At 70.9% G+C, this 26,945-nt stretch carries 25 protein-coding genes and 1 riboswitch; of the genes, 20 read left to right on the top strand and 5 right to left on the bottom strand.

Going from position 1 to position 26,945, the window contains the following annotated elements; genetic code table 11:
- Nucleotides 1-112 precede the first annotated feature (112 nt).
- Nucleotides 113-568, top strand: a complete 456-nt coding sequence (locus ACIP89_RS27855; protein ID WP_401925310.1) for an ATP-binding protein — start codon at nucleotides 113-115, stop codon at nucleotides 566-568.
- A 42-nt stretch (nucleotides 569-610) separates the two neighbouring features.
- On the opposite strand, the gene idi is transcribed toward ACIP89_RS27855, so the two are convergent.
- The 4 genes from idi to galE all read right to left on the bottom strand — a co-directional run bounded on the left by idi (nucleotide 611) and on the right by galE (nucleotide 4,057).
- Nucleotides 611-1,204 carry an isopentenyl-diphosphate Delta-isomerase gene (gene idi / locus ACIP89_RS27850; RefSeq protein ID WP_401925308.1) on the bottom strand — a complete coding sequence of 198 codons (594 nt, stop codon included), beginning with the start codon at nucleotides 1,202-1,204 and terminating at the stop codon, nucleotides 611-613.
- A 130-nt stretch (nucleotides 1,205-1,334) separates the two neighbouring features.
- The gene (locus ACIP89_RS27845; protein ID WP_402117339.1) at nucleotides 1,335-1,862 is read right to left on the bottom strand and encodes a GNAT family N-acetyltransferase; all 528 of its coding nucleotides are present in this window, start codon (nucleotides 1,860-1,862) and stop codon (nucleotides 1,335-1,337) included.
- A 100-nt stretch (nucleotides 1,863-1,962) separates the two neighbouring features.
- A complete protein-coding gene (locus ACIP89_RS27840; protein ID WP_401925303.1) occupies nucleotides 1,963-2,904 on the bottom strand; it encodes a cation diffusion facilitator family transporter in 942 nt (313 codons plus the stop codon).
- A 169-nt stretch (nucleotides 2,905-3,073) separates the two neighbouring features.
- Nucleotides 3,074-4,057 (bottom strand): UDP-glucose 4-epimerase GalE, encoded by a 984-nt coding sequence (gene galE, locus ACIP89_RS27835; protein ID WP_402117337.1) that lies wholly within the window; start codon nucleotides 4,055-4,057, stop codon nucleotides 3,074-3,076.
- Nucleotides 4,058-4,319: 262 nt separating this feature from the next.
- Here galE and ACIP89_RS27830 point away from each other — a divergent pair, with 262 nt between their 5' ends.
- The 18 genes from ACIP89_RS27830 to ACIP89_RS27745 all read left to right on the top strand — a co-directional run bounded on the left by ACIP89_RS27830 (nucleotide 4,320) and on the right by ACIP89_RS27745 (nucleotide 24,549).
- The gene (locus ACIP89_RS27830; RefSeq protein ID WP_402117427.1) at nucleotides 4,320-6,152 is read left to right on the top strand and encodes a DUF5941 domain-containing protein; all 1,833 of its coding nucleotides are present in this window, start codon (nucleotides 4,320-4,322) and stop codon (nucleotides 6,150-6,152) included.
- Nucleotides 6,149-6,886 (top strand): sugar phosphate nucleotidyltransferase, encoded by a 738-nt coding sequence (locus tag ACIP89_RS27825; protein WP_402117336.1) that lies wholly within the window; start codon nucleotides 6,149-6,151, stop codon nucleotides 6,884-6,886. The genes ACIP89_RS27830 and ACIP89_RS27825 overlap by 4 nt, the downstream gene beginning before the upstream one ends.
- On the top strand, nucleotides 6,874-7,935 hold the full coding sequence (locus tag ACIP89_RS27820) for an iron-containing alcohol dehydrogenase family protein (RefSeq protein ID WP_401925297.1): 1,062 nt from the start codon (nucleotides 6,874-6,876) through the stop codon (nucleotides 7,933-7,935). Before ACIP89_RS27825 ends, ACIP89_RS27820 begins: the two co-directional genes overlap by 13 nt.
- On the top strand, nucleotides 7,913-8,692 hold the full coding sequence (locus ACIP89_RS27815; protein ID WP_401927692.1) for a CDP-alcohol phosphatidyltransferase family protein: 780 nt from the start codon (nucleotides 7,913-7,915) through the stop codon (nucleotides 8,690-8,692). The genes ACIP89_RS27820 and ACIP89_RS27815 overlap by 23 nt, the downstream gene beginning before the upstream one ends.
- Before the next feature lie 8 nt (nucleotides 8,693-8,700).
- Complete coding sequence (locus tag ACIP89_RS27810; RefSeq protein WP_037777467.1) at nucleotides 8,701-9,573, top strand: glycosyltransferase family 2 protein; 873 nt, start codon at nucleotides 8,701-8,703, stop codon at nucleotides 9,571-9,573.
- 106 nt (nucleotides 9,574-9,679) lie between these two features.
- Nucleotides 9,680-10,609 (top strand): ABC transporter permease, encoded by a 930-nt coding sequence (locus ACIP89_RS27805; protein WP_401925292.1) that lies wholly within the window; start codon nucleotides 9,680-9,682, stop codon nucleotides 10,607-10,609.
- A complete protein-coding gene (locus ACIP89_RS27800) occupies nucleotides 10,602-11,387 on the top strand; it encodes an ABC transporter ATP-binding protein (protein WP_123530546.1) in 786 nt (261 codons plus the stop codon). Before ACIP89_RS27805 ends, ACIP89_RS27800 begins: the two co-directional genes overlap by 8 nt.
- 445 nt (nucleotides 11,388-11,832) lie before the next feature.
- Nucleotides 11,833-12,753, top strand: a complete 921-nt coding sequence (gene hpnC, locus ACIP89_RS27795) for a squalene synthase HpnC (RefSeq protein WP_402117334.1) — start codon at nucleotides 11,833-11,835, stop codon at nucleotides 12,751-12,753.
- A gap of 29 nt (nucleotides 12,754-12,782) precedes the next feature.
- Nucleotides 12,783-13,703, top strand: coding sequence for a presqualene diphosphate synthase HpnD (hpnD, locus tag ACIP89_RS27790; RefSeq protein WP_401927698.1), 921 nt, complete (start codon nucleotides 12,783-12,785; stop codon nucleotides 13,701-13,703).
- 119 nt (nucleotides 13,704-13,822) lie between these two features.
- Nucleotides 13,823-15,211, top strand: a complete 1,389-nt coding sequence (hpnE, locus tag ACIP89_RS27785) for a hydroxysqualene dehydroxylase HpnE (protein ID WP_401925283.1) — start codon at nucleotides 13,823-13,825, stop codon at nucleotides 15,209-15,211.
- Nucleotides 15,208-16,311, top strand: a complete 1,104-nt coding sequence (locus ACIP89_RS27780; RefSeq protein WP_401927703.1) for a polyprenyl synthetase family protein — start codon at nucleotides 15,208-15,210, stop codon at nucleotides 16,309-16,311. The genes hpnE and ACIP89_RS27780 overlap by 4 nt, the downstream gene beginning before the upstream one ends.
- Nucleotides 16,312-16,418: 107 nt before the next feature.
- A complete protein-coding gene (shc, locus tag ACIP89_RS27775; protein WP_401925279.1) occupies nucleotides 16,419-18,422 on the top strand; it encodes a squalene--hopene cyclase in 2,004 nt (667 codons plus the stop codon).
- Entirely contained in the window at nucleotides 18,422-19,081 is a 660-nt protein-coding gene (locus ACIP89_RS27770; RefSeq protein WP_402117333.1) for a 1-hydroxy-2-methyl-2-butenyl 4-diphosphate reductase, read from the top strand. Before shc ends, ACIP89_RS27770 begins: the two co-directional genes overlap by 1 nt.
- Nucleotides 19,082-19,086: 5 nt before the next feature.
- On the top strand, nucleotides 19,087-20,106 hold the full coding sequence (hpnH, locus tag ACIP89_RS27765) for an adenosyl-hopene transferase HpnH (RefSeq protein WP_327340083.1): 1,020 nt from the start codon (nucleotides 19,087-19,089) through the stop codon (nucleotides 20,104-20,106).
- A gap of 218 nt (nucleotides 20,107-20,324) precedes the next feature.
- A complete protein-coding gene (dxs, locus tag ACIP89_RS27760) occupies nucleotides 20,325-22,262 on the top strand; it encodes a 1-deoxy-D-xylulose-5-phosphate synthase (protein WP_402117332.1) in 1,938 nt (645 codons plus the stop codon).
- Entirely contained in the window at nucleotides 22,259-23,653 is a 1,395-nt protein-coding gene (locus ACIP89_RS27755) for an aspartate aminotransferase family protein (protein WP_402117330.1), read from the top strand. The genes dxs and ACIP89_RS27755 overlap by 4 nt, the downstream gene beginning before the upstream one ends.
- A gap of 67 nt (nucleotides 23,654-23,720) precedes the next feature.
- The gene (locus ACIP89_RS27750) at nucleotides 23,721-24,329 is read left to right on the top strand and encodes a helix-turn-helix domain-containing protein (RefSeq protein WP_401925270.1); all 609 of its coding nucleotides are present in this window, start codon (nucleotides 23,721-23,723) and stop codon (nucleotides 24,327-24,329) included.
- Nucleotides 24,330-24,372: 43 nt separating this feature from the next.
- Complete coding sequence (locus tag ACIP89_RS27745) at nucleotides 24,373-24,549, top strand: DUF6126 family protein (RefSeq protein WP_401925268.1); 177 nt, start codon at nucleotides 24,373-24,375, stop codon at nucleotides 24,547-24,549.
- A gap of 25 nt (nucleotides 24,550-24,574) precedes the next feature.
- Here ACIP89_RS27745 and ACIP89_RS27740 read toward each other — a convergent pair whose 3' ends face one another.
- Nucleotides 24,575-25,387 (bottom strand): tyrosine-protein phosphatase, encoded by an 813-nt coding sequence (locus tag ACIP89_RS27740; RefSeq protein WP_402117328.1) that lies wholly within the window; start codon nucleotides 25,385-25,387, stop codon nucleotides 24,575-24,577.
- A gap of 411 nt (nucleotides 25,388-25,798) precedes the next feature.
- Nucleotides 25,799-25,989: riboswitch (cyclic di-AMP (ydaO/yuaA leader) on the top strand.
- A gap of 3 nt (nucleotides 25,990-25,992) precedes the next feature.
- Between ACIP89_RS27740 and ACIP89_RS27735 the strand changes: the two genes are divergently transcribed.
- Entirely contained in the window at nucleotides 25,993-26,943 is a 951-nt protein-coding gene (locus ACIP89_RS27735) for a peptidoglycan DD-metalloendopeptidase family protein (protein WP_402117326.1), read from the top strand.
- The last annotated feature ends 2 nt before the right edge of the window (nucleotides 26,944-26,945 follow it).

Raw genomic sequence — 26,945 nt, 5'->3', positions numbered from 1 at the left:
AAAGCTGTCGATAGAAGTCGACTTCTTCGCAGTGGTACGGACCGGACCGACTACGCCCCGCACTCTGTACTCGACGTGCAGTCACCATCGAGTGGAGAGCGGGTACCGGTCTATGGAGAGCCGCGGGAGTGCCCCCGCCGGGCCCGTGTCGTACGAAGGGGTCTGGCGGTTCACCGCCCCGGCCGCGGATGTCTCCGTACCCCGGGCCAGGCACGCCGTACGCGATCTGCTGGAGCGCCAGGGCGTGCCCCTGGACGACGACATCGTCCAGGGGCTGCTGCTCATCGTCTCCGAGCTGGTCACCAATGCCGTGAAACACGCGGCACTGCTCTCCCCGGAGCTGGCCGTGGAGGTGGCCGTGGGCGCCGACTGGGTACGGGTGTCCGTCGAGGACAACCACCCGTACCGCCCGACTGCGCTGGAGACCGACTACGCGCAGACGGGCGGACGCGGACTGCTGCTGGTACGGGAGATCACCAGGGAGGCCGGCGGTGCCTGCGATGTGGAGCACACCGCGGGCGGCGGAAAGGTCATCTGGGTGGCGCTGCCGCTCACCGCACGCCTCTGACCGGCCTCTCGTTCCCGCCGGCCGCTCCGCGGTCGTCCCCGACTACCAGCCGGCCGCCGGGCCGGTCAGTTCACGGATCGCGGGACGGGCAGCGTCCAGCACGGTCATGAACCACGCCGAGAAAGGCGCCGCCGCATGCCGTTCGGCCAGCTCCCCGGCCGACACGAAAGCCGTCTCGCCCACCTCCTCCGGATCCGGCCGCAGCCGCTCCTGCGCCATGCCCACGAAGAGGTGGTTGAACTCCTGCTCCACCAGGCCGGAGGCGGGGTCAGGGTGGTTGTAGCGGACGGTGCCCGCCTCGGCCAGCAGCGAGGGCGAGACGCCCAGCTCCTCGTACGTCCGCCGGGCGGCGGCGGCGAAGGGCGCCTCGCCCGGATACGGGTGTCCGCAACAGGTGTTCGACCAGACGCCGGGGGAGTGGTACTTCCCCGGCGCGCGCCGCTGCAACAGCATCCGGCCCTGCTCGTCGAAGAGGAACACCGAGAAGGCGCGGTGCAGTTGGCCGGGTGCCTGGTGGGCAGCGAGCTTCTCCGCCGTGCCGATGGTGGTGCCGTTCTCGTCGACCAGTTCGAGCATGATCGCTTCTGCTGCGCCGTTCGACGAGCTGTTCGCCGCGGTGGCTGGTGTGGTCGGCATACCCATCCTTCGCTGTGGTCCCGGCCCCGTGCGCCGGTCCCGTCGAGTCTGCGCAAGTCTGCCGTACAAAAGAGGCTTGTCTGCACTTCGGGCCCTGGCATGTCCGGTCCGACGGTGCCGGACCCGCACGTCAGACCCCGAACGCCGCCGGATAGTGGATCGTGCCCCGGGGAACCGGCCCGGAATCATCGAGGACCAGCGCCATCATCGCCTCGTCCGGCACCTCGAAGCCCGGCCGGATGCCGTACCGCGAGGCGGGCACGAAGCCGAACCTCGGGTAGTACTCGGGATGCCCGAGCACCAGGACCAGCGACTCCGCCCGCGCCCGCGCCGCGTCGAGCGCGGCCCGCACCACGGCCTGCCCGGCGCCCCGGCGCTGCCACTCGGGCGCCGTGGCCACCGGGGCGAGTGCCAGCGCCGGAGCGTCCCCGACCAGGCAGCGGGTCAGCAGGGCATGGGCGGCCACGGATCCGTCGGCCGCCTCCGCGACGAGGGAGAGGCCGGGCAGCCAGGCCGCCGGGTCCTCGCGCAGGGCGTCGACCAGATCGGCCTCTGCCCGCGTCTCGAACGCGGCGGCGTTCACCGCGTGCACGGCGGCGGTGTCCGAGGGCATCTCGGGGCGGGTCGCCCAGAGCCGCCCGTGATCGGTGCGGTGCAAGGTGAGGAACCTTTGATCGAGAGTGGATTCCACCGTACATCGGTGATTCCGGCGGCCGCCGCCCGGCTCCCGCCCGTTCGGGCCCGGCGCTTTCAGGTGCTCATCGGCACAGCTTCGCCTCGTGCTCCGCGTGTCCGCTCGGCTCCAGCTGGAAGGTGCAGTGCTCGACGTCGAAGTGGTCGCCGAGACAGCCCTGGAGCTCGTGCAGGAGCTTCTCGTGCCCGATCGAGTCGAGCAGCTCCTGGTGCACCACCACGTGGGCGGAGAGCACCGGCATGCCGGAGGTGATCGTCCAGGCGTGGAGGTCGTGGACGTCCAGCACCCCGGGCAGCGCCGTGATGTGGTCGCGCACCTCACCCATGTCGACGCCCTTGGGCGCCGACTCCAGCAGGACGTTCAGCGTCTCCCTGAGCAGCTTCACCGTACGCGGGACGATCATGAGGCCGATGAGCAGCGAGGCGATCGGGTCGGCGGCCTGCCAGCCGGTGGCCAGGATGACGCCCGCCGAGATCAGCACGGTCACCGAACCGAGGGTGTCCGCGAGCACCTCCAGATAGGCGCCCCGGACATTGAGACTGTCCTTCTGCCCGCGCATCAGCAGCGACAGCGACACCATGTTCGCCACCAGGCCGACCAGGGCGAAGGCGATCGTCAGCCCGCCCCTGGTCTCCGCCGGGCTGACGAAGCGCTCCACCGCCTCGAACAGGAGGTAGCCGCCGACCCCGAGCAGCAGCAGGCAGTTGGCCAGTGCGGCGAGGATCTCGGCGCGGGCGTAGCCGAAGGTGCGGTTGGGGCCGGCCGGTCTGTTGGCGAAGTGGATCGCCAGCAGCGCCATGCCCAGACCGAGTGCGTCGGTCGCCATGTGGGCCGCGTCGGCGATCAGCGCCAGGGAACCGGAGACCAGCCCGCCGACGATCTCCATGACCGTCACGGTGAGCGTGATGCCCAGCGCGATCCGCAGCCGCCCCTGGTACGCGGCGGCCGCCGTGCCGGTCGGTGCGGGGCCGCCGTGCGTGTGTCCGTGGTCGTGCCCAGCCCCCATGGGGACGCCTCCCGGTCGTCGCGCGGACCCGGAGCCGTCTCGCCCCGGGCAATGCCAGTGAACTACGGGCGGGGGGTATCGGGCAACACGGCAGTGAACACCGTTGCCAACTACTCTGACCTGCGGAAATGCTTGCAGGTCAGAGCCGCGGACGGCCCGGCGGCGCGGCTCACGGAGTGGCCGGGGCGGGGTGGTGCAGCAGCCAGCCCCGCCAGGCCGACTCGACCATCTCGCGGACCCCGCGCCGGGCCGCCCAGCCCAGTTCCGCGGAGATCCGGTCGCAGGAGGCGACCGCCTTCGAGGCGTCCCCGGGCCGCCGGGGTCCGAAGGCGGGCTCCCGGTCGAGACCGGTGACCTCCGCCACCAGGGCGGCCAGCTCGCGCACCGAGACGCCCTCGCCGCGACCGATGTTGACGGTCAGGTCTCCGGGGCCCTCCTGGGCGGTGAGCCGCCGGGCGACGGCCAGGTGCGCGTCGGCCAGGTCGGCCACGTGGATGTAGTCGCGGACGCAGGTGCCGTCCGGCGTCGCGTAGTCGTCCCCGAAGACCAGCGGGGCCTCGCCCCGGGTCAGCCGGTCGAAGAACATCGGGATGACGTTGAAGACGCCGGTGTCGGAGAGCTCCGGCGCGGCCGCGCCCGCCACGTTGAAGTAGCGCAGGCAGCCGGTGGACAGCCCGTGCGCCCGCCCGGCGGCCCGCACCAGCCACTCCCCGGCGAGCTTCGTCTCCCCGTACGGGTTGATCGGCACGCAGGGGGCCTCCTCCGTGATCAGCTCCGCCTCCGGTACGCCGTACACCGCGGCGGACGAGGAGAACAGGAAGCTCCGCACCCCGGCGGCCACGACGGCCTCCAGCAGGACGGTCAGCGCGCCGATGTTCTCCCGGTAGTACCGGAGCGGCTTCTCGACGGACTCGCCGACCTGCTTCTTCGCCGCGAGATGGACCACACCGCTCACCCCGTGCTCCGCCAGCACCCGGTCCAGCAGCGCGCGGTCTGACGTCGAGCCCCGGACCAGCGGGACCTCGGCCGGCAGCCGGTCCGGGTTACCGGACGAGAGGTCGTCCAGAACGACCACCCGCTCACCGGCCCCCTTCATGGCCCGCGCCACATGTGATCCGATATATCCCGCTCCGCCTGTGATCAGCCATGTCATGCGCGCCACCCTAACGACCCGTTCCGCGCTCTCCCGCGCACCGGCCCGGCAGGGCCGCCCACCGCGTTTTGTCAGTCGAGGCCGCCATCGACGATGATGATCGCGGGCGGCGCCGCATCATCCCGGCCCGCCCGGAACGGAGCATAAACGGGCAGTGAACTCCCGCTTCCGTTCATCCGATAGCCTCTGCCGACATGTCGCCGGCCCGCATCGGGGCCGTACCGTCGCGCCGACCCGTGTCAGCACCAAGGAGTGAGTTCGTCTGTCGACCGCCATTCTCACAGGTGCTCCGGTGCCCGGATCGTCCATCGAGGACGATCTGCGGTCACTGGGCTTCGACGTACAGGCCGCCGCCGATGTCAGTGAGGCCGCGCGGCTGCTGTCCGTCGTCCCCGCCGACAGCCGGGTCGCGCTCGTCGACCCCCGCTTCGTCGGCCATCTCCACGCCCTGCGGCTCGGACTGACCGACCCCCGCTACCCCGCCGTCACCGTGCCCGGCGCGCTCACCGTGCAGGCCGAGGCGCGTGCCGCCCTGACCCAGGCCATGAGCAGCACCGGCGAGGCGGTCGGGGCCGGCGCCTCCACCGACCCGCCCGGCGACACCGTCACGGCCACCGACCGCACCGTGCCCGGCCGGCTCGCCGTCGCGATGGACACCGAGGGCACCGCGGTGCGGCGACCGGAGCTCGGCTCGCTCGTCGCGGCCGTCCCGGCCGACGAGGCCGGCCGCGCCGCCGCGCTCGCCTCGGTCGCCGCCGTCGACGACGAGGCGGTCCGGCTGCGCAGCGCGGTGAAGGCCCGTGACGGCTTCTTCACGACGTACTGCATCAGCCCGTACTCGCGCTACCTCGCCCGCTGGTGCTCGCGCCGCGGATTCACCCCGAACCAGGTCACGACCGCGTCCCTGCTGACCGCCCTGATCGCGGCCGGCTGCGCGGCCACGGGCACCCGCGGCGGATACGTCGCCGCCGGACTGCTGCTCCTCTTCTCCTTCGTGCTGGACTGCACCGACGGACAGCTGGCCCGCTACTCGCTCCAGCACTCGACGCTGGGCGCCTGGCTCGACGCCACCTTCGACCGCGCCAAGGAGTACGCCTACTACGCGGGCCTCGCGCTCGGCGCGGCCCGCGGCGGCGACGACGTCTGGGTACTCGCGCTCGGCGCGATGGTGCTCCAGTCCTGCCGGCACGTCATCGACTTCTCGTTCAACGAGGCCAACCACGACGCGGTGGCGAACTCCAGCCCCACGGCCGCTCTCTCCGACAAGCTCGACAGCGTCTCGTGGACGGTCTGGCTGCGCCGGATGATCGTGCTCCCGATCGGTGAGCGCTGGGCGATGATCGCTGTGCTGACCGCGTTCACCACGCCCCGGATCGTCTTCTACACGCTGCTCGTCGGCTGCGCCTTCGCGGCCTGCTACACCACGGCCGGCCGGCTGCTGCGCTCGCTGACCCGCAAGGCCCGGCGCACCCCCCGGGCCGCGCAGGCGCTCGCGGACCTCGCGGACTCAGGCCCGTTCGCCCAGCTGGTAGCGGCGCTCAGCCCCCGGATCCCGGGCGTCTGGACCGCCCCGGTGCTGGCGGTCGTCGGCGCCGGCGCGCTGATCGCGGCCGCGCTCCAGCAGCCGTTCGGCAGCACGCAGATGATCGTCGCCGCGGTCTTCTACACGGTCTGCTCCGGCATGGCTGTCGCCCGGCCGCTCCTGGGCGCACTCGACTGGCTCCTGCCCCCGGTCTTCCGGGCCGCCGAGTACTGCACGATCCTCGCGCTGGCCGCCCGCAGTGACGTCGACGGGGCGCTTCCCGCGGCCTTCGGGCTCGTATCGGCGGTCGCCTACCATCACTACGACACGGTCTACCGCATCCGAGGCGGCACCGGCGCGCCGCCCCAGTGGCTGGTGCGCGCGATCGGCGGGCACGAGGGCCGGGTCCTGGCCGTGACCGTACTCGCGGCCGTGCTCACCGGAGCCTCGGGCTTCACCGTGGCACTCACCGCTCTCGCGGTGGCCGTGGCCCTGGTCGTGCTGGTGGAGTCCATCCGCTTCTGGGTCTCCTCCGGGGCGCCCGCCGTTCACGACGAAGGAGAACCCGCATGATCGGCCTCGTACTGGCAGCGGGTGCGGGACGGCGCCTGCGCCCCTACACCGACACGCTCCCCAAGGCCCTGGTGCCGGTGGACGGCGAGAAGACCGTCCTCGATCTCACGCTGGCCAACTTCGCGGAGATCGGCCTCACCGAGGTCGCGATCGTCGTCGGCTACCGCAAGGAAGCCGTCTACGACCGCAAGGAGGAGCTGGAGGCGAAGTACGGCCTCAAGATCGCCCTCGTCGACAACGACAAGGCCGAGGAGTGGAACAACGCCTACTCCCTGTGGTGCGCCCGCGAGGTCCTCAAGCGCGGCGTGATCCTCGCCAACGGCGACACCGTGCACCCGGTGTCCGTGGAGCGGACGCTGCTGGACGCACGCGGCAAGGGCCAGAAGATCATCCTCGCCCTCGACACGGTGAAGAACCTCGCCGACGAGGAGATGAAGGTCGTCGCGGAGGAGGGCAGGGGCGTACAGCGGATCACCAAGCTGATGGACCCGGCCACCGCCACCGGCGAGTACATCGGTGTCACCCTCATCGAGGCCGAGGCGGCCGCGGAGCTGGCCGACGCGCTGAAGGCGACCTTCGAGCGCGACCCGGACCTGTACTACGAGGACGGCTACCAGGAGCTCGTCGACCGGGGCTTCACCGTCGACGTCGCGCCCATCGGCGAGGTCACCTGGGTCGAGATCGACAACCACGACGACCTCGCGAAGGGCCGGGAGATCGCGTGCCAGTACTGACCCGGCTCATCCCCTCCCCGGTCTTCGTCGACATCAGCCGGGGCGCGATGGACGACCTGGCCGGCCTCCTCGCGGACCAGCGGATCTCCGCCTCCGGCAAGCTCGCGATCGCGATCAGCGGCGGCTCGGGGCAGGCCCTGCGGGAGAAGCTCGCACCGGCCCTGCCGGGCGCCGACTGGTACTGCGTGCCGGGCGGCAGCATCGACGCCGCCGTACAGCTGGCCGACGACATCAAGGGCAAGCGGTACGACGCGGTGGTCGGTCTCGGCGGCGGCAAGATCATCGACGTGGCGAAGTACGCCGCGGCCCGGGTCGGCCTGCCGCTGGTCTCCGTCGCCACGAACCTCGCCCACGACGGCCTCTGCTCACCCGTCGCGACCCTGGACAACGACAACGGACGCGGCTCCTACGGCGTCCCGATGCCGATCGCCATGGTCATCGACCTCTCGGTGATCCGTGAGGCCCCGGACCGCTTCGTGCGCTCCGGCATCGGCGACGCGGTCTCCAACATCTCCGCGATCGCCGACTGGGAGCTCTCGCACCAGGTCAACGACGAGCAGATCGACGGACTGGCCGCGGCCATGGCCCGTACCGCCGGTGAGGCGGTACTGCGCCACCCGGGCACCGTCGCCGACGACGAGTTCCTCACCGTCCTCGCGGAGTCGCTGGTGCTCTCCGGCATCGCCATCTCGATCAGCGGCGACACCCGCCCTTCGTCCGGCGCCTGCCACGAGATCAGTCACGCCTTCGACCTGCTCTTCCCCAAGCGGGCCGCGAGCCACGGCGAGCAGGTCGGCCTCGGCGCCGCCTTCGCCATGCACCTGCGCGGCGCCCGTGAGGAGTCCGGGCTCTTCGCGGAGGTCCTGCGCCGGCACGGCCTTCCGGTCCTGCCCACGGAGATCGGCTTCACCGCCGACGAGTTCGTCCAGGCCGTCGACTACGCCCCGCAGACCCGTCCGGGACGCTTCACGGTCCTGGAACACCTCAGCCTGTCCACCGACCAGATCAGGGACGCGTACGCCGACTATGCCAAGACCATCAGTAGCTGAACTTCGTCCGGTCGTTCACCCCCCGGGCGTCAAGGACCGGCGCAGCGGCGAACACTGGGCGGGCCGGATATACATGCGCGAGGTCTCGCTGCGTGTGGACCGGTACCTGGTGAACACCAGGGTCACGCCCAACCAGCTGACGTACCTGATGACCATCGCGGGCGTGCTCGCCGCTCCGGCCCTGCTCGTTCCGGGCATCCCCGGCGCGCTGCTCGGCGTGGTCATGGTCCAGCTCTACCTGCTGCTCGACTGCGTCGACGGCGAGCTGGCCCGCTGGAAGAAGCAGTTCTCGCTGGGCGGGGTCTACCTGGACCGGGTGGGCGCCTACCTCTGCGACGCCGCCGTGCTGGTCGGCTTCGGCCTGCGCGCCGCCGACCTGTGGGGCCACGGACGGATCGACTGGCTCTGGGCCTTCCTCGGGACGCTCGCTGCCCTGGGCGCCATCCTGATCAAGGCCGAGACCGACCTGGTCGGGGTCGCACGCCACCAGGGCGGGCTGCCGCCGGTCAAGGAGGCGGCGTCCGAGCCGCGCTCCTCCGGCATGGCGTTCGCCCGCCGGGCGGCCGGTGCGCTCAAGTTCCACCGGCTGATCCTGTGCGTGGAGGCCTCGCTGGTGATCCTGGTCGCGGCCGTCCTGGACGCGGTCCGGGACGACCTCTTCTTCAGCCGCCTCGCGGTCGCGGTGCTGGCCGGCATCGCCCTGCTGCAGACCCTCCTCCACCTCGTGTCGGTCCTGGCATCGAGCAGGCTGAAGTGAGCACCCCCATGAAACTCGGCGCGGTCATCATCACGATGGGCAACCGCCCGGCCGAGCTGCGTGCCCTGCTCGATTCGGTCGCCGCGCAGAAGGGCGACCGGATCGAGGTGGTCGTCGTCGGCAACGGTTCCCCCGTGCCGGACGTCCCCGCGGGCGTGCGCACCGTCGAGCTGCCCGAGAACCTGGGCATCCCCGGCGGCCGCAACGTCGGCATCGAGGCCTTCGGGCCGTCCGGCGCCGACGTGGACGCCCTGCTGTTCCTGGACGACGACGGACTGCTGCCGCTCACCGACACCGCCGAGCTGTGCAGGCAGGCGTTCGAGGCCGATCCCAAGCTCGGCATCATCAGTTTCCGGATCGCCGACCCGGACACCGGCGAGACCCAGCGCCGCCACGTGCCGAGGCTCCGGGCGGCCGACCCGCTGCGCTCGTCCCGGGTCACGACGTTCCTCGGCGGCGCCAACGCCGTACGCACCCGGGTCATCGCGGAGGTCGGCCCGCTGCCGGGCGACTTCTTCTACGCGCACGAGGAGACCGATCTGGCCTGGCGGGCGCTGGACGCCGGCTGGCTGATCGACTACCGCGCCGACATGGTGCTGAACCACCCCACCACCGCCCCGTCCCGGCACGCCGTCTACCACCGCATGGTGGCCCGCAACCGGGTCTGGCTGGCCCGCCGCAACCTGCCCGCGCCCCTGGTCCCCGTGTACCTCGGCGTGTGGCTGCTGCTGACCCTGCTCCGCAAGCCGTCCGGCCCGGCGCTCAAGGCCTGGTTCGGCGGTTTCCGGGAAGGCTGGTCGAAGCCCTGCGGGCCGCGACGCCCCATGAAGTGGCGTACGGTGTGGCGGCTGACGCGACTAGGCCGCCCTCCGGTCATCTGAGAGGCTCGCCTCTGGGAGCATGAGGCGTATTTTTCTATTCGGGACCTGTCCGCCCTGAGCCGCGCCCGCGACTGGCTGCGCATTTTGAATACGAGAGTCTTATCTGGTGAGTGACACAACCCATGACGGTGCGGTCGCGCTGAGCACCCCGCCATCGGCAGACGACGGCCTGAGCCCGGCCGAGCTGGCCGCGAAGTACGGTCTGACGGTGAGCGGAGCCAGGCCGGGGCTCTTCGAGTACGTCCGCCAGCTCCGCGGGCGACGCCACTTCATCATGGCGTTCTCCCGGGCGAAGCTGACCGCCCAGTACAGCCAGGCGAAGCTGGGCCAGCTGTGGCAGGTGGCGACTCCGCTCCTGAACGCCGCGGTCTACTTCATCATCTTCGGACTGATCCTCGGCACGAAGCGGGGGATTCCGCAGGACGTCTTCATCCCGTTCCTGGTGACCGGGGTGTTCGTCTTCACCTTCACCCAGAGCTCCGTGATGGCGGGCGTCCGGGCCATCGCCGGCAACCTCGGCCTGGTCCGCGCGCTGCACTTCCCCCGTGCCTCGCTGCCCATCTCCTTCTCCCTCCAGCAGCTCCAGCAGCTGCTGTACTCGATGATCGTGCTGGTCGCGGTGACCGTCGCGTTCGGCAGCTACCCGCGGCTCTCGTGGCTGCTGGTGGTTCCCGCTCTGGTGATGCAGTTCTTCTTCAACACCGGCCTGGCGCTGATCATGGCGAGGCTCGGTGCCAAGACGCCCGACCTGGCGCAGCTGATGCCGTTCATCATGCGAACCTGGATGTACGCGTCGGGCGTCATGTTCTCCATCCCGGTGATGCTCGCGGACAAGCCGTCCTGGATCGCTGATGTGCTGCAGTACAACCCCGCGGCCATCTACATGGACCTGGTCCGGTTCGCGATGATCGACGGCTACGGCTCCGAGAACCTGCCGTCGCACGTCTGGCTGGTCGGGGTCGCCTGGGCGCTCCTGGTGGGCATCGCGGGATTCGTGTACTTCTGGAAGGCAGAGGAACGGTACGGCCGTGGCTGAGGACAACACCGGGGGGCGCGTCCCCACCGTGATCGCCGACGATGTGCACATCGTGTACCGCGTCAACGGCGGCGGCGGTGGCAAGGGCGGCGCCACCGCGGCACTGAGCCGGATACTGCGCCGCGGCAAGGGCGAGGAGCGGGGGATCCGCAAGGTGCACGCCGTGCGCGGCGTGTCCTTCACCTCCTACCGGGGCGAGGCGATCGGTCTCATCGGGACCAACGGCTCCGGCAAATCGACCTTGCTGCGGGCCATCGCGGGGCTGCTGCCGACCGAGCGCGGCAAGGTCTACACCGACGGCCAGCCCTCGCTGCTCGGGGTCAACGCGGCCCTGATGAGCGATCTGACCGGCGAGCGCAACGTCGTCCTGGGCGGACTGGCCATGGGGATGAGCCGCGAGGAGATCCGGGAGCGCTACCAGGACATCGTCGACTTCTCCGGCATCAACGAGAAGGGCGACTTCATCACCCTGCCGATGCGGACGTACTCCTCCGGCATGGCGGCCCGGCTGCGGTTCTCGATCGCGGCCGCCAAGAACCACGACGTCCTGATGATCGACGAGGCGCTGGCGACCGGTGACCGCAAGTTCCAGATCCGCTCCGAGGCGCGTATCCGTGAGCTCCGCAAGGAGGCCGGCACCGTCTTCCTGGTCAGTCACAGCAACAAGTCGATCAGGGACACCTGCGACCGGGTGCTGTGGCTGGAGAAGGGCGAACTGCTGATGGACGGCCCGACCGAAGAGGTGCTGAAGGCGTACGAGCGGGAGACCGGCAAGTAGCGCCTTCCCGCCCCGGACACGCACCGCGGCCCCCGCCGGATCTCTCCGGCGGGGGCCGCGGTGCGTGTCCGGGCAGCGGACCCGACGCCGCACGTCCACGGCTCGTCGTACGTGCCCCGGCAAGATCTCCTCCCGCCGGATGACGTCAATTCGGTGGCGCGCGGGGAAAGTTGGCACGGCACGGCGCGCACTCCACAGGTGTCCCGCACCCCGGCGTATCGATGAGCGTTGTACAACGTAAGCTGTACCGGTGCTGATTCGTTGCAAGTGGGGCGATACCGCCTGAGTGGAAGGCCCACGGGGGTCCTCCGCACTGGGAAGGGCGGGCGGCGTGTCCGGAATGGGTTGTTTTGGGTCGGCAGTGTAGAACGGGAGATGTGACGGCTATGACGGATAATCTCCAGCTCCGAGGTGCTCACGCCGTCCCCGCGCAGGGCGGTACGCAGTGACGCGAGCCCACCGGACGCGGCCTGATCCCCCCGTACCCGGAACCCTCGACAAGGCCGCCGACGAGAATTTCCCGGTGGCTCCGTTCTTCCTGCCGCGCGCCTGGCGCGACGATCTGATGGCCGTCTACGGCTACGCCCGGCTCGTCGACGACATCGGTGACGGCGACCTCGCCCCCGGCGGCGCCGACGCCCGCCACCTCGGTCTCGACCCGGCACAGAGCGAGGACCGGCTCGCCATGCTCGACGCGCTGGAGACCGACCTGCGCAGGATCTTCGCCACCACGGGCGAGACCCCGCACCACCCCCTCATGCAGGCACTCCGCCCCACCGTGCGCCGCCGCGCGCTCACCCCCGAACCCTTCCTCGGCCTCATCGAGGCCAACCGGCAGGACCAGAAGATCCGCCGCTACGGGACGTACGAGGAGCTGCTCGCCTACTGCGAGCTCTCCGCCAACCCCGTCGGCCGCCTGGTCCTCCAGCTCACCGGGACCGCGAGCCCGGAACGCATCCGCCGCTCCGACGCCGTCTGCACCGCACTGCAGATCGTCGAGCACCTCCAGGACGTCACCGAGGACCTCGGCCGGGACCGGATCTACCTGCCGGCCGACGACATGGCAAGGTTCCATGTGGCCGAATCCGATCTGGCGGCCCCCACCGGGGGCGCGGCGGTGCGGGCACTGGTCGCGTACGAGGCGGAACGCGCCGGGGATCTGCTGAATGAAGGCACCCCCCTGGTGGGTAGCGTCCACGGCAGGCTCAAGCTGCTTCTCGCCGGGTTCGTCGGCGGGGGGCGTGCCGCCCTCACCGCGATCGCGGCCGCCGGGTTCGATGTACTGCCCGGACCGCCCAAGCCCACCAAGCCCAGCCTGCTGCGCGAGGTGGGAGTTGTCTTGCGAAGAGCGCGTAGAGAGGGGTGAGCCGGACCGTGGAGGGACAGACGACGTACATGTCGGCACCGGTACAGGCCGCATACAGTTACTGCGAGGCGGTCACCGGACAGCAGGCGCGGAACTTCGCGTACGGCATCAGGCTGCTGCCGGCCGAGAAGCGACAGGCCATGTCGGCGCTGTACGCCTTCTCCCGTCGTGTCGACGACATCGGTGACGGTGAGCTGGAGCCGGAGACCAAGCGGGTCCGCCTGGAGGGCACCCGCACACTCCTGGACCGGGTACGGGACGGCGCGGTGGACGAGGACGACACCGATCCGGTGGCCGTCGCGCTCGCGGATGCCGCCCGCAGGTTCCCGCTGCCGCTGGAGGGGCTCGACGAGCTCATCGACGGTGTGCTGATGGACGTGCGCGGCGTGGCCTACGAGACCTGGGACGACCTCAAGATCTACTGCCGGTGCGTCGCGGGCGCCATCGGCCGGCTCAGCCTGGGCGTCTTCGGTACGGAGCCGGGCGCGCCCGGCTCGGAACGCGCCGCGGAGTACGCCGACACGCTCGGCCTCGCACTCCAGCTGACCAACATCCTGCGCGACGTCCGCGAGGACGCGGGCAACGGGCGCACCTATCTGCCCGCCGACGACCTCGCCAAGTTCGGCTGCTCCGAGGGCTTCCACCGGGCCACCCCGCCGCCCGGCTCGGACTTCGCCGGACTCATCCACTTCGAGGTCCGGCGCGCCCGCGCCCTGTTCGCCGAGGGGTACCGGCTGCTGCCGATGCTGGACCGGCGCAGCGGTGCCTGCGTGGCGGCGATGGCCGGCATCTACCGCAGACTCCTGGACCGGATCGAGCGCGACCCGGAGGCGGTGCTGCGCGGCCGGGTCTCGCTGCCGGGCCACGAGAAGGCGTACGTGGCGGTGCGCGGCCTGTCCGGTCTGGACGCCCGTTACATTTCGCGCCGGACCGCCAGGGGGCGTGTCTGAATGCGCCGCACGGACATCTCGCGCACCATGAGCACCATGGATGATCAGTGCGGGCGGCGGGCAACCCTCGGTCGTACCGCTGCGTCCCTGACGGGAAAGACCTGGCGAGAGGGGGATTCATGACGGACGACAGGCTGCGCTCCTCCCGGGCGGTGGTGATCGGCGGCGGGCTCGCCGGCATCACCTCGGCCCTGCGCCTGGCCGACGCCGGGCTTGACGTGACCCTGCTCGAAGGCCGGCCCCGGCTCGGCGGCCTCGCCTTCTCCTTCCGGCGCGGCGAACTGACGGTCGACAACGGCCAGCATGTCTACCTGCGCTGCTGCACCGCGTACCGCTGGTTCCTCGACCGGGTCGAGGGCGCCCGTCTGGCCCCGCTGCAAAACCGTTTGGACGTGCCCGTTCTCGATGTCGGACGGCCCGCGGGGCCCCGGCTCGGACGGCTGCGCCGCAACGGACTGCCGGTCCCCTTCCACCTCGCCGCCGGACTCGCCGGATACCCGCACCTCTCGCTCACCGAACGGGCGGGCGTCGGGCGCGCCGCGCTGGCCCTGGGCCGGCTCGACCCGGACGATCCGGCGCTGGACGACATCGACTTCGGCAGCTGGCTCGCCCGGCACGGCCAGTCGCCGCGCACCGTCGAGGCCCTCTGGGACCTGGTCGGCGTCGCCACGCTCAACGCCACCGCGCCGAACTCCTCACTCGCGCTCGCCGCGAAGGTCTTCAAGACCGGCCTCCTCTCCGAGCCCGGCGCCGCCGACATCGGCTGGGCGAGTGTGCCGCTCGGCGACATCCACGACACGCTGAGCCGCAAGGCCCTGGACGCCGCCGGCGTCCGCACCGAGCTCCGGACGAAGGCCTCCGCGCTCACCCGTACCGACGACGGACGCTGGGTGGTCGAGACCGGGGCCGAGCGGATCGAGGCGGACACCGTCGTGCTGGCCGTGCCGCAGCGCGAGACCCACGACCTGCTGCCCGAAGGCGCGCTCGACGCTCCGGAGAAGCTGCTGGAGATCGGCAGCTCACCCATCCTCAACGTGCACGTGGTCTACGACCGCAAGGTGCTGCGGCGCCCCTTCTTCACCGCGCTCGGCTCGCCGGTCCAGTGGGTCTTCGACCGCACCGAGGCCTCCGGCCTCACCGGAGCCGGGCAGTACCTCGCGGTCTCCCAGTCGGCGGCCGGCGAGGAGATCGACCTGCCCGTCTCCGAACTGCGCGCACGCTACCTGCCCGAGCTGGAGCGGCTGCTGCCGGCCGCACGCGGTGCCGGGATCAGGGACTTCTTCGTCACCCGGGAGCGGACGGCGACCTTCGCGCCCGCCCCCGGAGTCGGCCGGCTGCGGCCGGGGGCCCGTACCCGGGTCCCCGGCCTCTTCCTGGCCGGCGCATGGACCGCCACCGGCTGGCCCGCCACGATGGAGGGCGCCGTCCGCAGCGGTGCCGGCGCAGCGGACGCCGCACTCCTGGCACTCGGCCGCCCCCACGAACATCCGCTGCAGGAGGCGGCATGAGCAGTACCACCGGAACAAGAGGAGAGTCAGTGACCCCGGCGAATCCGGCTTCCGACACCGTGGCGGACACCACGGACGTCACCGCGCTTCTGGAGCGCGGACGGGCCCTTTCCACGCCGGTGCTCCGGGCCGCCGTCGACCGGCTCGCACCGCCCATGGACACCGTGGCCGCCTACCACTTCGGCTGGATCGACGCCGCGGGCAGGCCCTCCGACGGCGACGGCGGCAAGGCCGTGCGCCCGGCGCTGGCCCTGCTGTCCGCGGAAGCGGCCGGTGCCGCCGCCGAGGCCGGCGTGCCCGGCGCCGTGGCCGTCGAACTCGTGCACAACTTCTCGCTGCTGCACGACGACCTGATGGACGGCGACGAGCAGCGGCGCCACCGCGACACGGTGTGGAAGGTGCACGGCCCCGCCCAGGCGATCCTGGTCGGCGACGCCCTCTTCGCGCTGGCCAACGAGATCCTGCTGGAGCTCGGGACGGTCGAGGCGGGCCGTGCGGCCCGGCGGCTGACCTCGGCCACCCGCAAGCTCATCGACGGGCAGGCCCAGGACATCTCCTACGAGCACCGCGAGCGGGTCACCGTCGAGGAGTGCCTGGAGATGGAGGGCAACAAGACGGGCGCCCTGCTCGCCTGCGCCTGCTCCATCGGCGCGGTGCTCGGCGGCGCCGACGACCGTACCGCCGACGTCCTGGAGGCGTACGGCTACCACCTCGGCCTCGCCTTCCAGGCGGTCGACGACCTGCTCGGGATCTGGGGCGACCCGGAGTCCACGGGCAAGCAGACGTGGAGCGATCTGCGTCAGCGCAAGAAGTCCCTGCCGGTCGTCGCCGCGCTCGCCGCGGGCGGACCGGCCTCGGAGCGCCTGGGCGAGCTGCTCGCCGCCGACGCGAAGAGCAGCGACTTCGACAGCTTCTCCGAAGAGGAGTTCGCCGCCCGTGCGGCGCTCATCGAGGAGGCGGGCGGCCGCGACTGGACCGCTCAGGAGGCGCGTCGTCAGCATGCGGTCGCCATCGAGGCGCTGCACGGTGTCGACATGCCGGAAACCGTGCGGGCGCAGCTCACGGCGCTCGCTGACTTCGTCGTCGTACGAAAGAGATGATCGCCATCTGTTCCATATGACTCGCAGTCGCCGGCCGGTGCCCGTCACGGGCGCCGGCCGACGGAGACCCCAGCACAGCAGAGGAACAACTGCACGAAGGGGAAGCCATGACAGCGACGACCGACGGAAGCACCGGGGCTGTGGATCCCCGCGCAGCCTCGGCCAGTAGACCGACAACCGAATCAACCATCGCCGCGGACGACGTACTGGCCGCCGCGCGGCGGGCCGCGGAGCGCTCGGTGGAGCACCTCCTCGGCCAGCAGGACGAGCAGGGCTGGTGGAAGGGCGACCTCGCCACCAACGTCACCATGGACGCCGAGGACCTCCTGCTGCGCCAGTTCCTCGGAATCCAGGATTCCGCCACGGTACAGGCGGCCGGCCGCTTCATCCGCGGCGAGCAGCTCGGTGACGGCACCTGGGCCACGTTCCACGGCGGACCGGGGGACCTCTCCGCCACCATCGAAGCGTACGTGGCCCTGCGGCTGGCCGGGGACCGGCCGGACGACCCGCACATGCTCCGCGCCTCGGGGTGGGTCAGGGAACAGGGCGGGATCGCGGCGAGCCGGGTGTTCACCCGGATCTGGCTGGCCCTGTTCGGCTGGTGGAAATGGGACGACCTGCCGGAACTCCCGCCCGAGCTGATGTTCTTCCCGAAGTGGGTCCCGCTCAATATCTACGACTTCGGCTGCTGGGCCCGCCAGACCATCGTGCCGCTCACGGTCGTCTCCGCGAAGCGGCCGGTCCGGCCCGCCCCCTTCGCCCTGGACGAGCTGCACACCGACCCCGGCGAACCGAACCCACCCAGGCGCCCCGCACCGGCGGCCAGTTGGGACGGTGTCTTCCAGCGCCTCGACAAGGCGCTGCACCTCTATCACCGGATCGCCCCGCGCCGGGTGCGCCGCCTCGCGATGAACGCGGCCGCCCGCTGGATCATCGAACGCCAGGAGAACGACGGCTGCTGGGGCGGTATCCAGCCGCCCGCCGTCTACTCCGTCATCGCGCTGCACCTGCTGGGCTACGACCTCGACCACCCGGTGATGCGGGCCGGACTCGCCTCGCTCGACCGGTTCGCGGTCTGGCGCGAGGACGGCGCCCGCATGATCGAAGCCTGCCAGTCCCCGGTCTGGGACACCTGCCTCGCCACCATCGCGCTCGCCGACGCGGGCCTGCGCCCCGACCATCCGGCGCTCGTGAAGGCGGCCGACTGGATGCTCGACGAGGAGATCGACCGGCCGGGCGACTGGTCGGTGCGCAGGCCCCAACTCCCGCCGGGAGGCTGGGCTTTCGAGTTCCACAACGACAACTACCCGGATATCGACGACACCGCGGAAGTGGTGCTCGCGCTGCGCCGGGTCCGGCACCCGGATCCGGCACGGGTCGAGGCGGCCATCGCCAGGGGGGTGCGCTGGAACGTCGGCATGCAGTCCCGCAACGGCGCCTGGGGAGCGTTCGACGCCGACAACACCAGCCCGTTCCCCAACCGGCTGCCGTTCTGCGACTTCGGCGAGGTCATCGACCCGCCGTCCGCGGACGTCACCGGCCACGTGGTGGAGATGCTCGCCATCGAGGGCCACGCCGCGCACCCCGTCACCCGGCGCGGAATCGAGTGGCTGCTCTCCGAACAGGAGGCCGCCGGAGGCTGGTTCGGCCGATGGGGGGTCAACTACGTATACGGAACAGGGTCCGTGGTGCCCGCCCTGGTCGCCGCCGGACTGCCTGCCGCGCATCCCTCGATCCGGCGCGCGGCCGACTGGCTGGAGTCCGTCCAGAACGACGACGGCGGCTGGGGCGAGGACCTGCGCTCCTACAAGGAGGACAAGTGGATCGGCCACGGCGCCTCGACCGCGTCCCAGACCGCCTGGGCGCTGCTCGCGCTCCTGGCCGCGGAGCGGCGGGACACCGCGGCAGTGGCCCGCGGCGTCGCCTGGCTCACCGAGACCCAGCAGGCCGACGGATCCTGGGACGAGCCGTACTTCACCGGTACCGGCTTCCCCTGGGACTTCTCCATCAACTACCACCTCTACCGGCAGGTGTTCCCGCTGACCGCACTCGGGCGGTACGTGCACGGCGACCCCTTCGCCGGCCGCACGGCCCTCCGTGAGGGGGTCTGATGGGTGAACCCGCGGGGCCGCCCGGCCCCGCCGCCCCGCTGCTGATCGCCTGTGCGCTCGGCATCGAACACCTCGCCCTGCGCACCGGCAGGAGCAGGGCGGACAGGGCGCCGGGACCCGTGACCGTGATCCGTACGGGCATGGGACCCGAGGCGGCCGAATCCGCCGTGGCGCGGGCGCTCGGCGAGAGCCGGGCGTTCGGCGCCGCGGTCATCGCCTCGGGGTTCTGTGCCGGGCTGACGCCCGGCATGCACCCCGGAGACCTGGTGGTGGCCGACGAGACCCGGCTCGCCGGGGAGTCGGCCGCCTGCACCGGCACCGAGCTGCTTGCCGAGGCACTGGCCAGAGCAGTACCGGGACGCACCGTCCACACCGGTCCGCTGACCGGCTCCGACCATGTCGTACGCGGGCATGAGCGGGCCGAGCTGCGGACCACCGGAGCGATCGCGGTGGACATGGAGTCCGCCGCCACTCTGCGCACCGCCCTGCGCGCCGGGCCACGCCCGGTTGCGGCCGTACGGGTGGTCGTGGACGCTCCACAGCATGAGCTCGTCCGCATCGGCACGGTCCGCGGTGGAATATCGGCATTCCGCGTTCTCCGTGCCGTCCTACCGGCTTTCTATGAATGGCACCGATCTTTGCTGCTCCCCAGGAGGTGAGCTAGATGGCCATGCCACTCCGTCAGACCATCAAGATTGCGACGTACCTTGCTGAACAGAAGCTTCGCAAGCGGGAGAAGTTCCCGCTGATTGTCGAGCTGGAGCCACTGTTCGCCTGCAATCTCGCCTGCGAAGGCTGCGGGAAGATTCAGCATCCGGCCGGAGTTCTCAAGCAGCGGATGCCGGTGGCCCAGGCCGTCGGCGCGGTGCTCGAATCCGGCGCCCCGATGGTCTCCATCGCGGGCGGTGAGCCGCTGATGCATCCGCAGATCGACGAAATCGTCCGGCAGCTGGTGGCGAAGAAAAAATACGTCTTCCTCTGCACCAACGCGATGTTGATGCGGAAGAAGATGGAGAAGTTCACGCCGTCGCCCTACTTCGCGTTCGCCGTGCACATCGACGGGCTGCGGGAACGGCACGACGAATCGGTTGCCAAGGAAGGAGTCTTCGACGAGGCGGTGGCCGCGATCAAGGAGGCCAAGCGCCGAGGTTTCCGGGTCACCACCAATTCCACCTTCTTCAACACCGACACCCCGCAGACCGTCATCGAGGTCCTGAATTACCTCAATGACGAGCTGAAGGTCGACGAGATGATGATCTCGCCCGCCTACGCATACGAGAAGGCGCCCGACCAGGAACACTTCCTGGGAGTCGAGCAGACCCGCGAGCTGTTCAAGAAGTCCTTCGCGGGCGGCAACCGGGCCAGGTGGCGGCTGAACCACTCGCCGCTCTTCCTGGACTTCCTGGAGGGCAAGGCCGACTTCGCGTGCACGGCCTGGGCCATTCCCAACTACTCGCTCTTCGGCTGGCAGCGGCCCTGCTACCTGATGAGCGACGGCTATGTGCCGACGTACCGGGAACTCATCGAGGAGACCGACTGGGACAAGTACGGCCGGGGCAAGGACCCGCGCTGCGCCAACTGCATGGCGCACTGCGGCTACGAGCCGACCGCCGTACTGGCCACCATGGGATCGCTGAAGGAATCCCTGCGTGCCGCGCGGGAGACCATCGGCGGCAACCGGTGAGGTGAGGGCCATCGGAGAACCAGTGGTACTGGCTCTCCGCGAGCCGCCGGCCCGGCCGCTCGCGACGCGCCGCCGTGCGTGGCGCGTCCAGGCCGGGCCGGCGGCGTCCGGCCGGGACGTACCGGTCCCGGTCCAGCCGATGACGAGGACCGGGACGCCACGACCGGGGGTCCCCGCCGTCACCGTGAGCTGAGACAGGATTAGAGAGGGGGCCCGGCATGACGCTTCTGCGGAGCATCCGGGGGCCGCACGATCTCAAGACGCTCAACGAACCACAGCTCGGTGAACTGGCCGAGGACATCAGGAAGTTCCTGATCGAGGCGGTGGCCAGGACCGGCGGACACCTGGGGCCCAACCTCGGCGTCGTGGAGCTGTCCATCGCCCTGCACCGGGTGTTCGACTCACCCGCGGACCGCGTTCTGTGGGACACCGGCCACCAGAGCTACGTACACAAACTCCTCACCGGGCGGCAGGACTTCTCCAAGCTGCGCGGCAAGGGCGGCCTCTCCGGCTATCCCTCCCGCGAGGAGTCCGAGCACGACGTCATCGAGAACAGCCACGCCTCCACGGTGCTCGGCTGGGCCGACGGCCTCGCCAAGGCCAACCAGGTACTGGGCCGCCCCGACCACGTCGTCGCGGTCATCGGTGACGGGGCGCTCACCGGCGGCATGGCCTGGGAGGCGCTGAACAACATCGCCGCCGCCAGGGACCGGCCACTGATCATCGTCGTCAACGACAACGAGCGCTCCTACGCCCCGACGATCGGCGGCCTCGCCAACCACCTGGCGACCCTGCGCACCACCGACGGCTACGAACGCTTCCTCTCCTGGGGCAAGGGCGTCCTCCAGCAGACCCCCGTCATCGGACAGCCGCTCTACGAGTCGCTGCACGGTGCCAAGAAGGGGTTCAAGGACGCCTTCGCCCCGCAGGGCATGTTCGAGGACCTCGGCCTCAAGTACGTCGGACCCATCGACGGCCACGACACCGCCGCCGTCGAGTCCGCCCTGCAACGGGCGAAACGGTTCCACGGCCCGGTACTCGTGCACTGCCTCACCGAGAAGGGCCGCGGCTATCAGCCCGCCCTCCGGGACGAGGCCGACCGCTTCCACACCGTCGGCGCGATGGACCCGCTGACCTGCGCCCCGCTCACCCCGGCGGCCGGCCCGTCCTGGACCTCGGTGTTCGGGGACGAGATCGCCGCGATCGGGGTGGAGCGGCCCGACGTCGTCGCCATCACGGCCGCGATGCTGGACCCGGTGGGGCTGACGAAGTTCGCAGAGGCCTTCCCCGGCCGGGTCTGGGACGTGGGCATCGCGGAACAGCACGCGGCGGTCTCCGCGGCGGGACTGGCCACCGGCGGCCTGCACCCCGTCGTCGCCGTCTACGCCACCTTCCTCAACCGCGCCTTCGACCAGCTGCTGATGGACGTCGCGCTGCACAGGTGCGGGGTGACCTTCGTCCTGGACCGGGCCGGTGTCACCGGGCCCGACGGCGCCTCCCACAACGGCATGTGGGACATGTCGATGCTCCAGGTCGTACCGGGACTGCGGATCGCGGCACCGCGCGACGCCGGCCAGCTGCGGGCCCAGCTGCGCGAGGCCGTCGACGTCGATGACGCCCCGACCGTGATCCGGTTCCCCAAGGAGTCGGTGGGGGAGCCGGTCCCCGCCATCGGCCGGACCGGCGCCATGGACGTACTGCACCGCGACGAGGACGCGGACGTGCTGCTGGTAGCGGTCGGCGTCATGGCCCCCGTCTGCCTGCGGGCCGCCGACCTGCTCGCGGGCGCCGGCATCCGCTGCACCGTGATCGACCCCCGCTGGGTCAAGCCGGTCGACGGGCAGCTGGCCCCGCTCGCCGCACAGCACCGGCTGGTCGCCGTCGTCGAGGACAACAGCCGGGCCGGCGGCGTCGGCTCGGCGGTCGGGCAGGCCCTGCGGGACGCCGGCGTCGACGTACCGCTGCGCACGTTCGGCATTCCCGAGCAGTTCCTCGCCCACGGCAAGCGCGCCGAGGTGCTGGCCGACATCGGACTCACACCGGTCGAGATCGCCGGCCGGATCAGCGCGACCCTGGCCGTGCGGCCGAAGGCCGTCGACGACGGTCACCACGAGCGCGACGCCCTGGACAACGGGCACAAGGAGAGCGGGGCATGAAGGACGACGGGCCCAAGGGCTTCGATCTGGCGCGGCTCCTCGCGGAGCGCGGCGCCGAGCGCTACGAGCTGCACACGAAGTACCTCAACCACCAGCTCCCGCGCATGCTGCGCACCATCGGCTTCGACAAGGTCTACGAACGGGCCGAGGGCGCGCACTTCTGGGACGCGGAGGGCAACGACTACCTGGACATGCTGGCCGGATTCGGCGTGATGGGGCTCGGCCGGCACCACCCGGTCGTCCGCAAGGCGGTGCACGACGTCCTGGACGCCTCGCTCGCCGACCTCACCCGCTTCGACTGCCAGCCACTGCCCGGTCTGCTGGCGGAGAAGCTGCTCACGCACAGCCCGCACCTGGACCGGGTGTTCTTCGGCAACAGCGGTACTGAGGCCGTCGAGACGGCACTCAAGTTCGCCCGGTACGCGACCGGGAAGCCGAGGATCCTGTACTGCGCGCACGCCTTCCACGGACTGACCACCGGATCGCTCTCGGTCAACGGCGAGGACGGCTTCCGGGACGGCTTCGCCCCCCTGCTGCCCGACACCGCCATCGGGCTCGGTGACCTGGACGCGCTGCGGCGCGAGCTGAAGCGCGGCGACGTGGCCGGACTGGTCGTCGAGCCGATCCAGGGCAAGGGCGTGCACGCCTCGCCGCCCGGCTTCCTGCGCGCCGCCCAGGAGCTGCTGCGCAAGCACAAGGCCCTGCTCATCGCCGACGAGGTGCAGACCGGTCTGGGCCGGACCGGAGACTTCTACGCGTACCAGCACGAGGAAGGCGTCGAACCCGATCTGGTCTGCGTCGCGAAGGCGCTCTCCGGCGGCTATGTGCCGGTCGGGGCCACGCTCGGCAAGGACTGGATCTTCAAGCGCGTCTACTCCTCGATGGACCGGGTGCTGGTGCACTCGGCCAGCTTCGGCTCCAACGCCCAGGCCATGGCCGCCGGACTCGCGGTCCTCGCGGTGATGGAGGACGAGGGGACCGTGGCCAACGCCCGCCGCACCGGTGATCTGCTGCGCGAGAGGCTGGCCGCGCTGGTCGACCGCTACGAGCTGCTGCACGAGGTGCGCGGACGCGGGCTGATGATCGGCATCGAGTTCGGCCGGCCGTCCTCGCTGAAGCTGCGCAGCGGCTGGACCATGCTCCAGGCGGCCCGCAAGGGGCTCTTCGCGCAGATGGTGGTCGTGCCGCTGCTCCAGAAGCACCGGATCCTCACGCAGGTGTCCGGCGACCACCTCGAAGTGATCAAGCTGATTCCGCCGCTCGTCATCGACGAGGCGGACGTGGACCGGTTCGTGGCCGCGTTCACAGCGGTGATGGACGACGCGCACGACGGCGGGCTGATGTGGGACTTCGGCCGGACCCTGGTGAAGCAGGCCGTGGCCAACCGCTGACCAGGAGACCTTTTGCCTGGGAGGCAAGAAATTTGCCTCCCAGGAAAGATCCTGGCCCAATGGACATATGAATCCTGCAGAAGCAGGGGCGGCCGACGAGCTGCCCGGTGTCGCGCCACGCCTGCGCGACCTGCGCCGCGGCCGCGGGCTCACCCTGGAGACCGCCGCCCAGCGCGCCGGGCTCTCGCCCGCCCATCTGTCCCGGCTCGAAACGGGCCGCCGCCAGCCCTCGCTGCCGATGCTGCTCGGACTCGCCAGGATCTACGGTACGACGGTCTCCGAGCTGCTCGGCGAGATTCCCCCGGAACGTGACGCGATCGTCCGTGCCCGGAAGTTCGAGGGGGCGGAGGCCGACGGCTGGATGTACCAGCGGGCCGGCGGGTCCGGCCGGGCGATGCAGGCGCTGCGCGTCCGGGTGCCGTACGGCGCGCAGGGCGACCTGGTGCGCGTCCACCCCGGTGAGGAATGGCTCTACGTCCTGGCCGGGAATCTCCGGGTGACCCTCGGGGACACCGTGCACGACCTCGGCCCCGGCGACAGCGCGCACTTCGACTCGCTCACCCCGCACCGGATCGCGGCGCCGGAGCGCGAGGGCGCCGAGCTGCTCTTCGTTCACACCCTGCTGCAGAGCCCCGCCGCCGAGCTGTGCCTCGGCAGCGGGATCCACCGTCGCTGAGACGCCGTCCCGCCGGCCCGACCGGTCACCAGAGAGGACCGTCATGTCCGATTCCGAGAACTACGACCCGCTGACCCCGGCCAGGCGCAAGGAGCCCGACTCCCAGGAGCGCAAGATGCCGCGCGGGCTCGTCATCAGGCTGTTCGCCTACCTGGTGGCCGGGCACGTCGTCGCGGGCTTCCTCTACCTGCTGTTCGCGGTGGGTATGCACAACCAGTAGCCGGCGGCGCCCCCTCCGGGGTCCGTCAGGAGTCTTCGAGGAGCCGCTCGCGCAGCCGCTCCCGCGTACTGGGCGTGATCTTCAGCCCCTCGGAGAGGTAGCGGTCCGTGTCGCCCCAGGTCTCGTCGATGGTGGCGAAGGCCGCCGCGAGGTATTCGCTGTGGGCTCCGAAGAGCGGGCTGAGGAGCTCCATCACCTCGGGCGACATTCCGGCCGCGGAGGTGTCGCTGCGGCGCACCCGGTAGCGGCGGTGGGTGTCGTTGGACTTGAGGTAGTCGGCCTCGATCGTCTCGCGCCCGACGCCCACCGCGAGCAGCGAGATCGCGATGGAGAGCCCGGCCCGGTCCTTGCCCGCCGCGCAGTGCATCAGGGCCGGGACGCTGTCCTCGGCCAGGGCGTGCAGCACCTGGCTGTGCTCCGCGGTGCGGTCCAGGATGATCGAGCGGTAGGAGGCGACCATGCGGTCGGTCCCCTTGCCGCCGCCGAGGATTCCGCGCAGCTCGTCCATGTCGCCGTCGCGCACCATCCGCCAGAACTCGCTGCCGTCCGCCGGGTCGGTGAGCGGGATGTTCACATTGCGTACGCCGGGCAGCTCGACATCCGGTCCGTCCAGCTTGAGGTCGGCGGCGTTGCGGAAGTCGAAGACGGTGTGCAGGCCGAGGCCGCCGAGGAACGCCGTGTCCTCGGGCGTGGCGTCTGCCAGGTGACCACTGCGGAAGAGCCGCCCGTACCGCACCCTGCGGCCGTCGGAGGTGGGCAGTCCGCCCACGTCACGGAAGTTGCGGACCCCCGCCAGCTCGGGTTCCGTCGACGGGGTCTGCGGCAGCTGCTGCGTCACGGTCACTCCTGGGGGCTCTGCCGCCGACGCGTGTCGCCGACGGGTCCACTCCCGTGACGATACGACATCGGATACTCGGACAATCACCCCGGCGACGACCTTGGTCCTGCCCCTCGCGACGGCTCTCCGCGGGGCACCGGCGCGAACGATGAGCGCGACATGTCCGTATTGGGGCTTTTAGTCGAACATGCCCTGCTTATGCGGGAGATGGTCACCCGCTCGTGAGCGGGATCATATCCGTGACGGTGTGTGGCGGTGCTCCGGCTGGGTAATCCGGGCGCCAAGCGGAATGCCAAGATCCATAATCCACGGAGTGTGACCGGAATTCCGCGTCGAATTTCCGGTGCGGAATCCGGCGTGGAACCCGTGGCTTGTTTCCGCCGTCCTGGCTCGCTTACGTTCCATGTCAATCCGGATGGAACGCCTAATCCTGCCGCCGTCCGGAATTCCGCACCCACTCACCGTGTGGCAGGAGCGGGGGACCCAGGTAAGCCGCCGACCGGAGTGATCCGGCCGGCTCGGGGTGAAGTCGCGCCAGACGCAGCCGGGCATCTCCAGCCCGAACCCGACAGCTCACCTCGTAGGCGCCGGAGAGGAAATTCTTCATGCCCATCCCGGGTAAGCACCGCCGTCCCAAGTCCAGCACCATCGCCCGCGGCGTCGTCGTCGCGAGCGCCGGCGGAGCCGTCATCGCGCTTCCGCTGCTCGGCGCCACCGGTGCCAACGCCGCGGAGCAGGCCGCTCCCGCCACCGCGAAGTCGGCCGCCGCCACGCACGCCACCCCGGCCAAGCCGGTCGCGGACAAGCAGTCCGGCACCACGACGTACTCCGTGGTCTCCGGCGACTACCTGTCGAAGATCGCCGCAGAGCACAAGGTCAAGGGCGGCTGGGAGAAGCTGTACCAGGACAACCGCAAGGTCGTCGGCGACAACCCGAGCCTGATCCTCCCGGGCATGAAGCTGACCCTCGGCGGCAAGGCCTGGGGCCACGCCCCGGCCACCGGCTCGCACACCTCCGCGGGTGCCACCACCCCGTCGAAGGCCCCCTCGAAGGCTCCGGCCGAGACCGGGTCGAAGGCGCCCGCGGCCGCCGGCACCGCGTCCTCCTCCGGCACCCAGGCGTCCAACACGTCGGCGGAGCAGGGCAGCGCGTCCGGCTACGTCCACCCGGTCCCCGGCAACCACACCACCGCCTACCGCGCCTCCGGCGCCAGCTGGTCCAGCGGCAGCCACACCGGTATCGACTTCCCCGTCTCCACCGGCACCAGCGTGAAGGCGATCACCTCCGGCACCGTCGTCACCGCGGGCTGGGGCGGCGCGTACGGCAACGAGGTCGTCATCAAGCACGCCGACGGCCACTACTCGCAGTACGGCCACATGTCCTCGCTCTCCGTCTCGGCGGGCCAGACCGTGACCGCGGGCCAGCAGGTCGGCCTCTCCGGCGCCACCGGCAACGCCACCGGCCCGCACCTCCACTTCGAGGTCCGCACGGGCCCGGCGTACGGCTCTGACATCGACCCGATCGCCTACCTGGCGTCGCACGGGATCAACGTCTGATC

The organism is Streptomyces sp. NPDC088730 (genome assembly GCF_044751215.1).
Taxonomy (GTDB): Bacteria; Actinomycetota; Actinomycetes; order Streptomycetales; family Streptomycetaceae; genus Streptomyces.
This window is presented reverse-complemented; position numbering and strand designations above follow the sequence as displayed.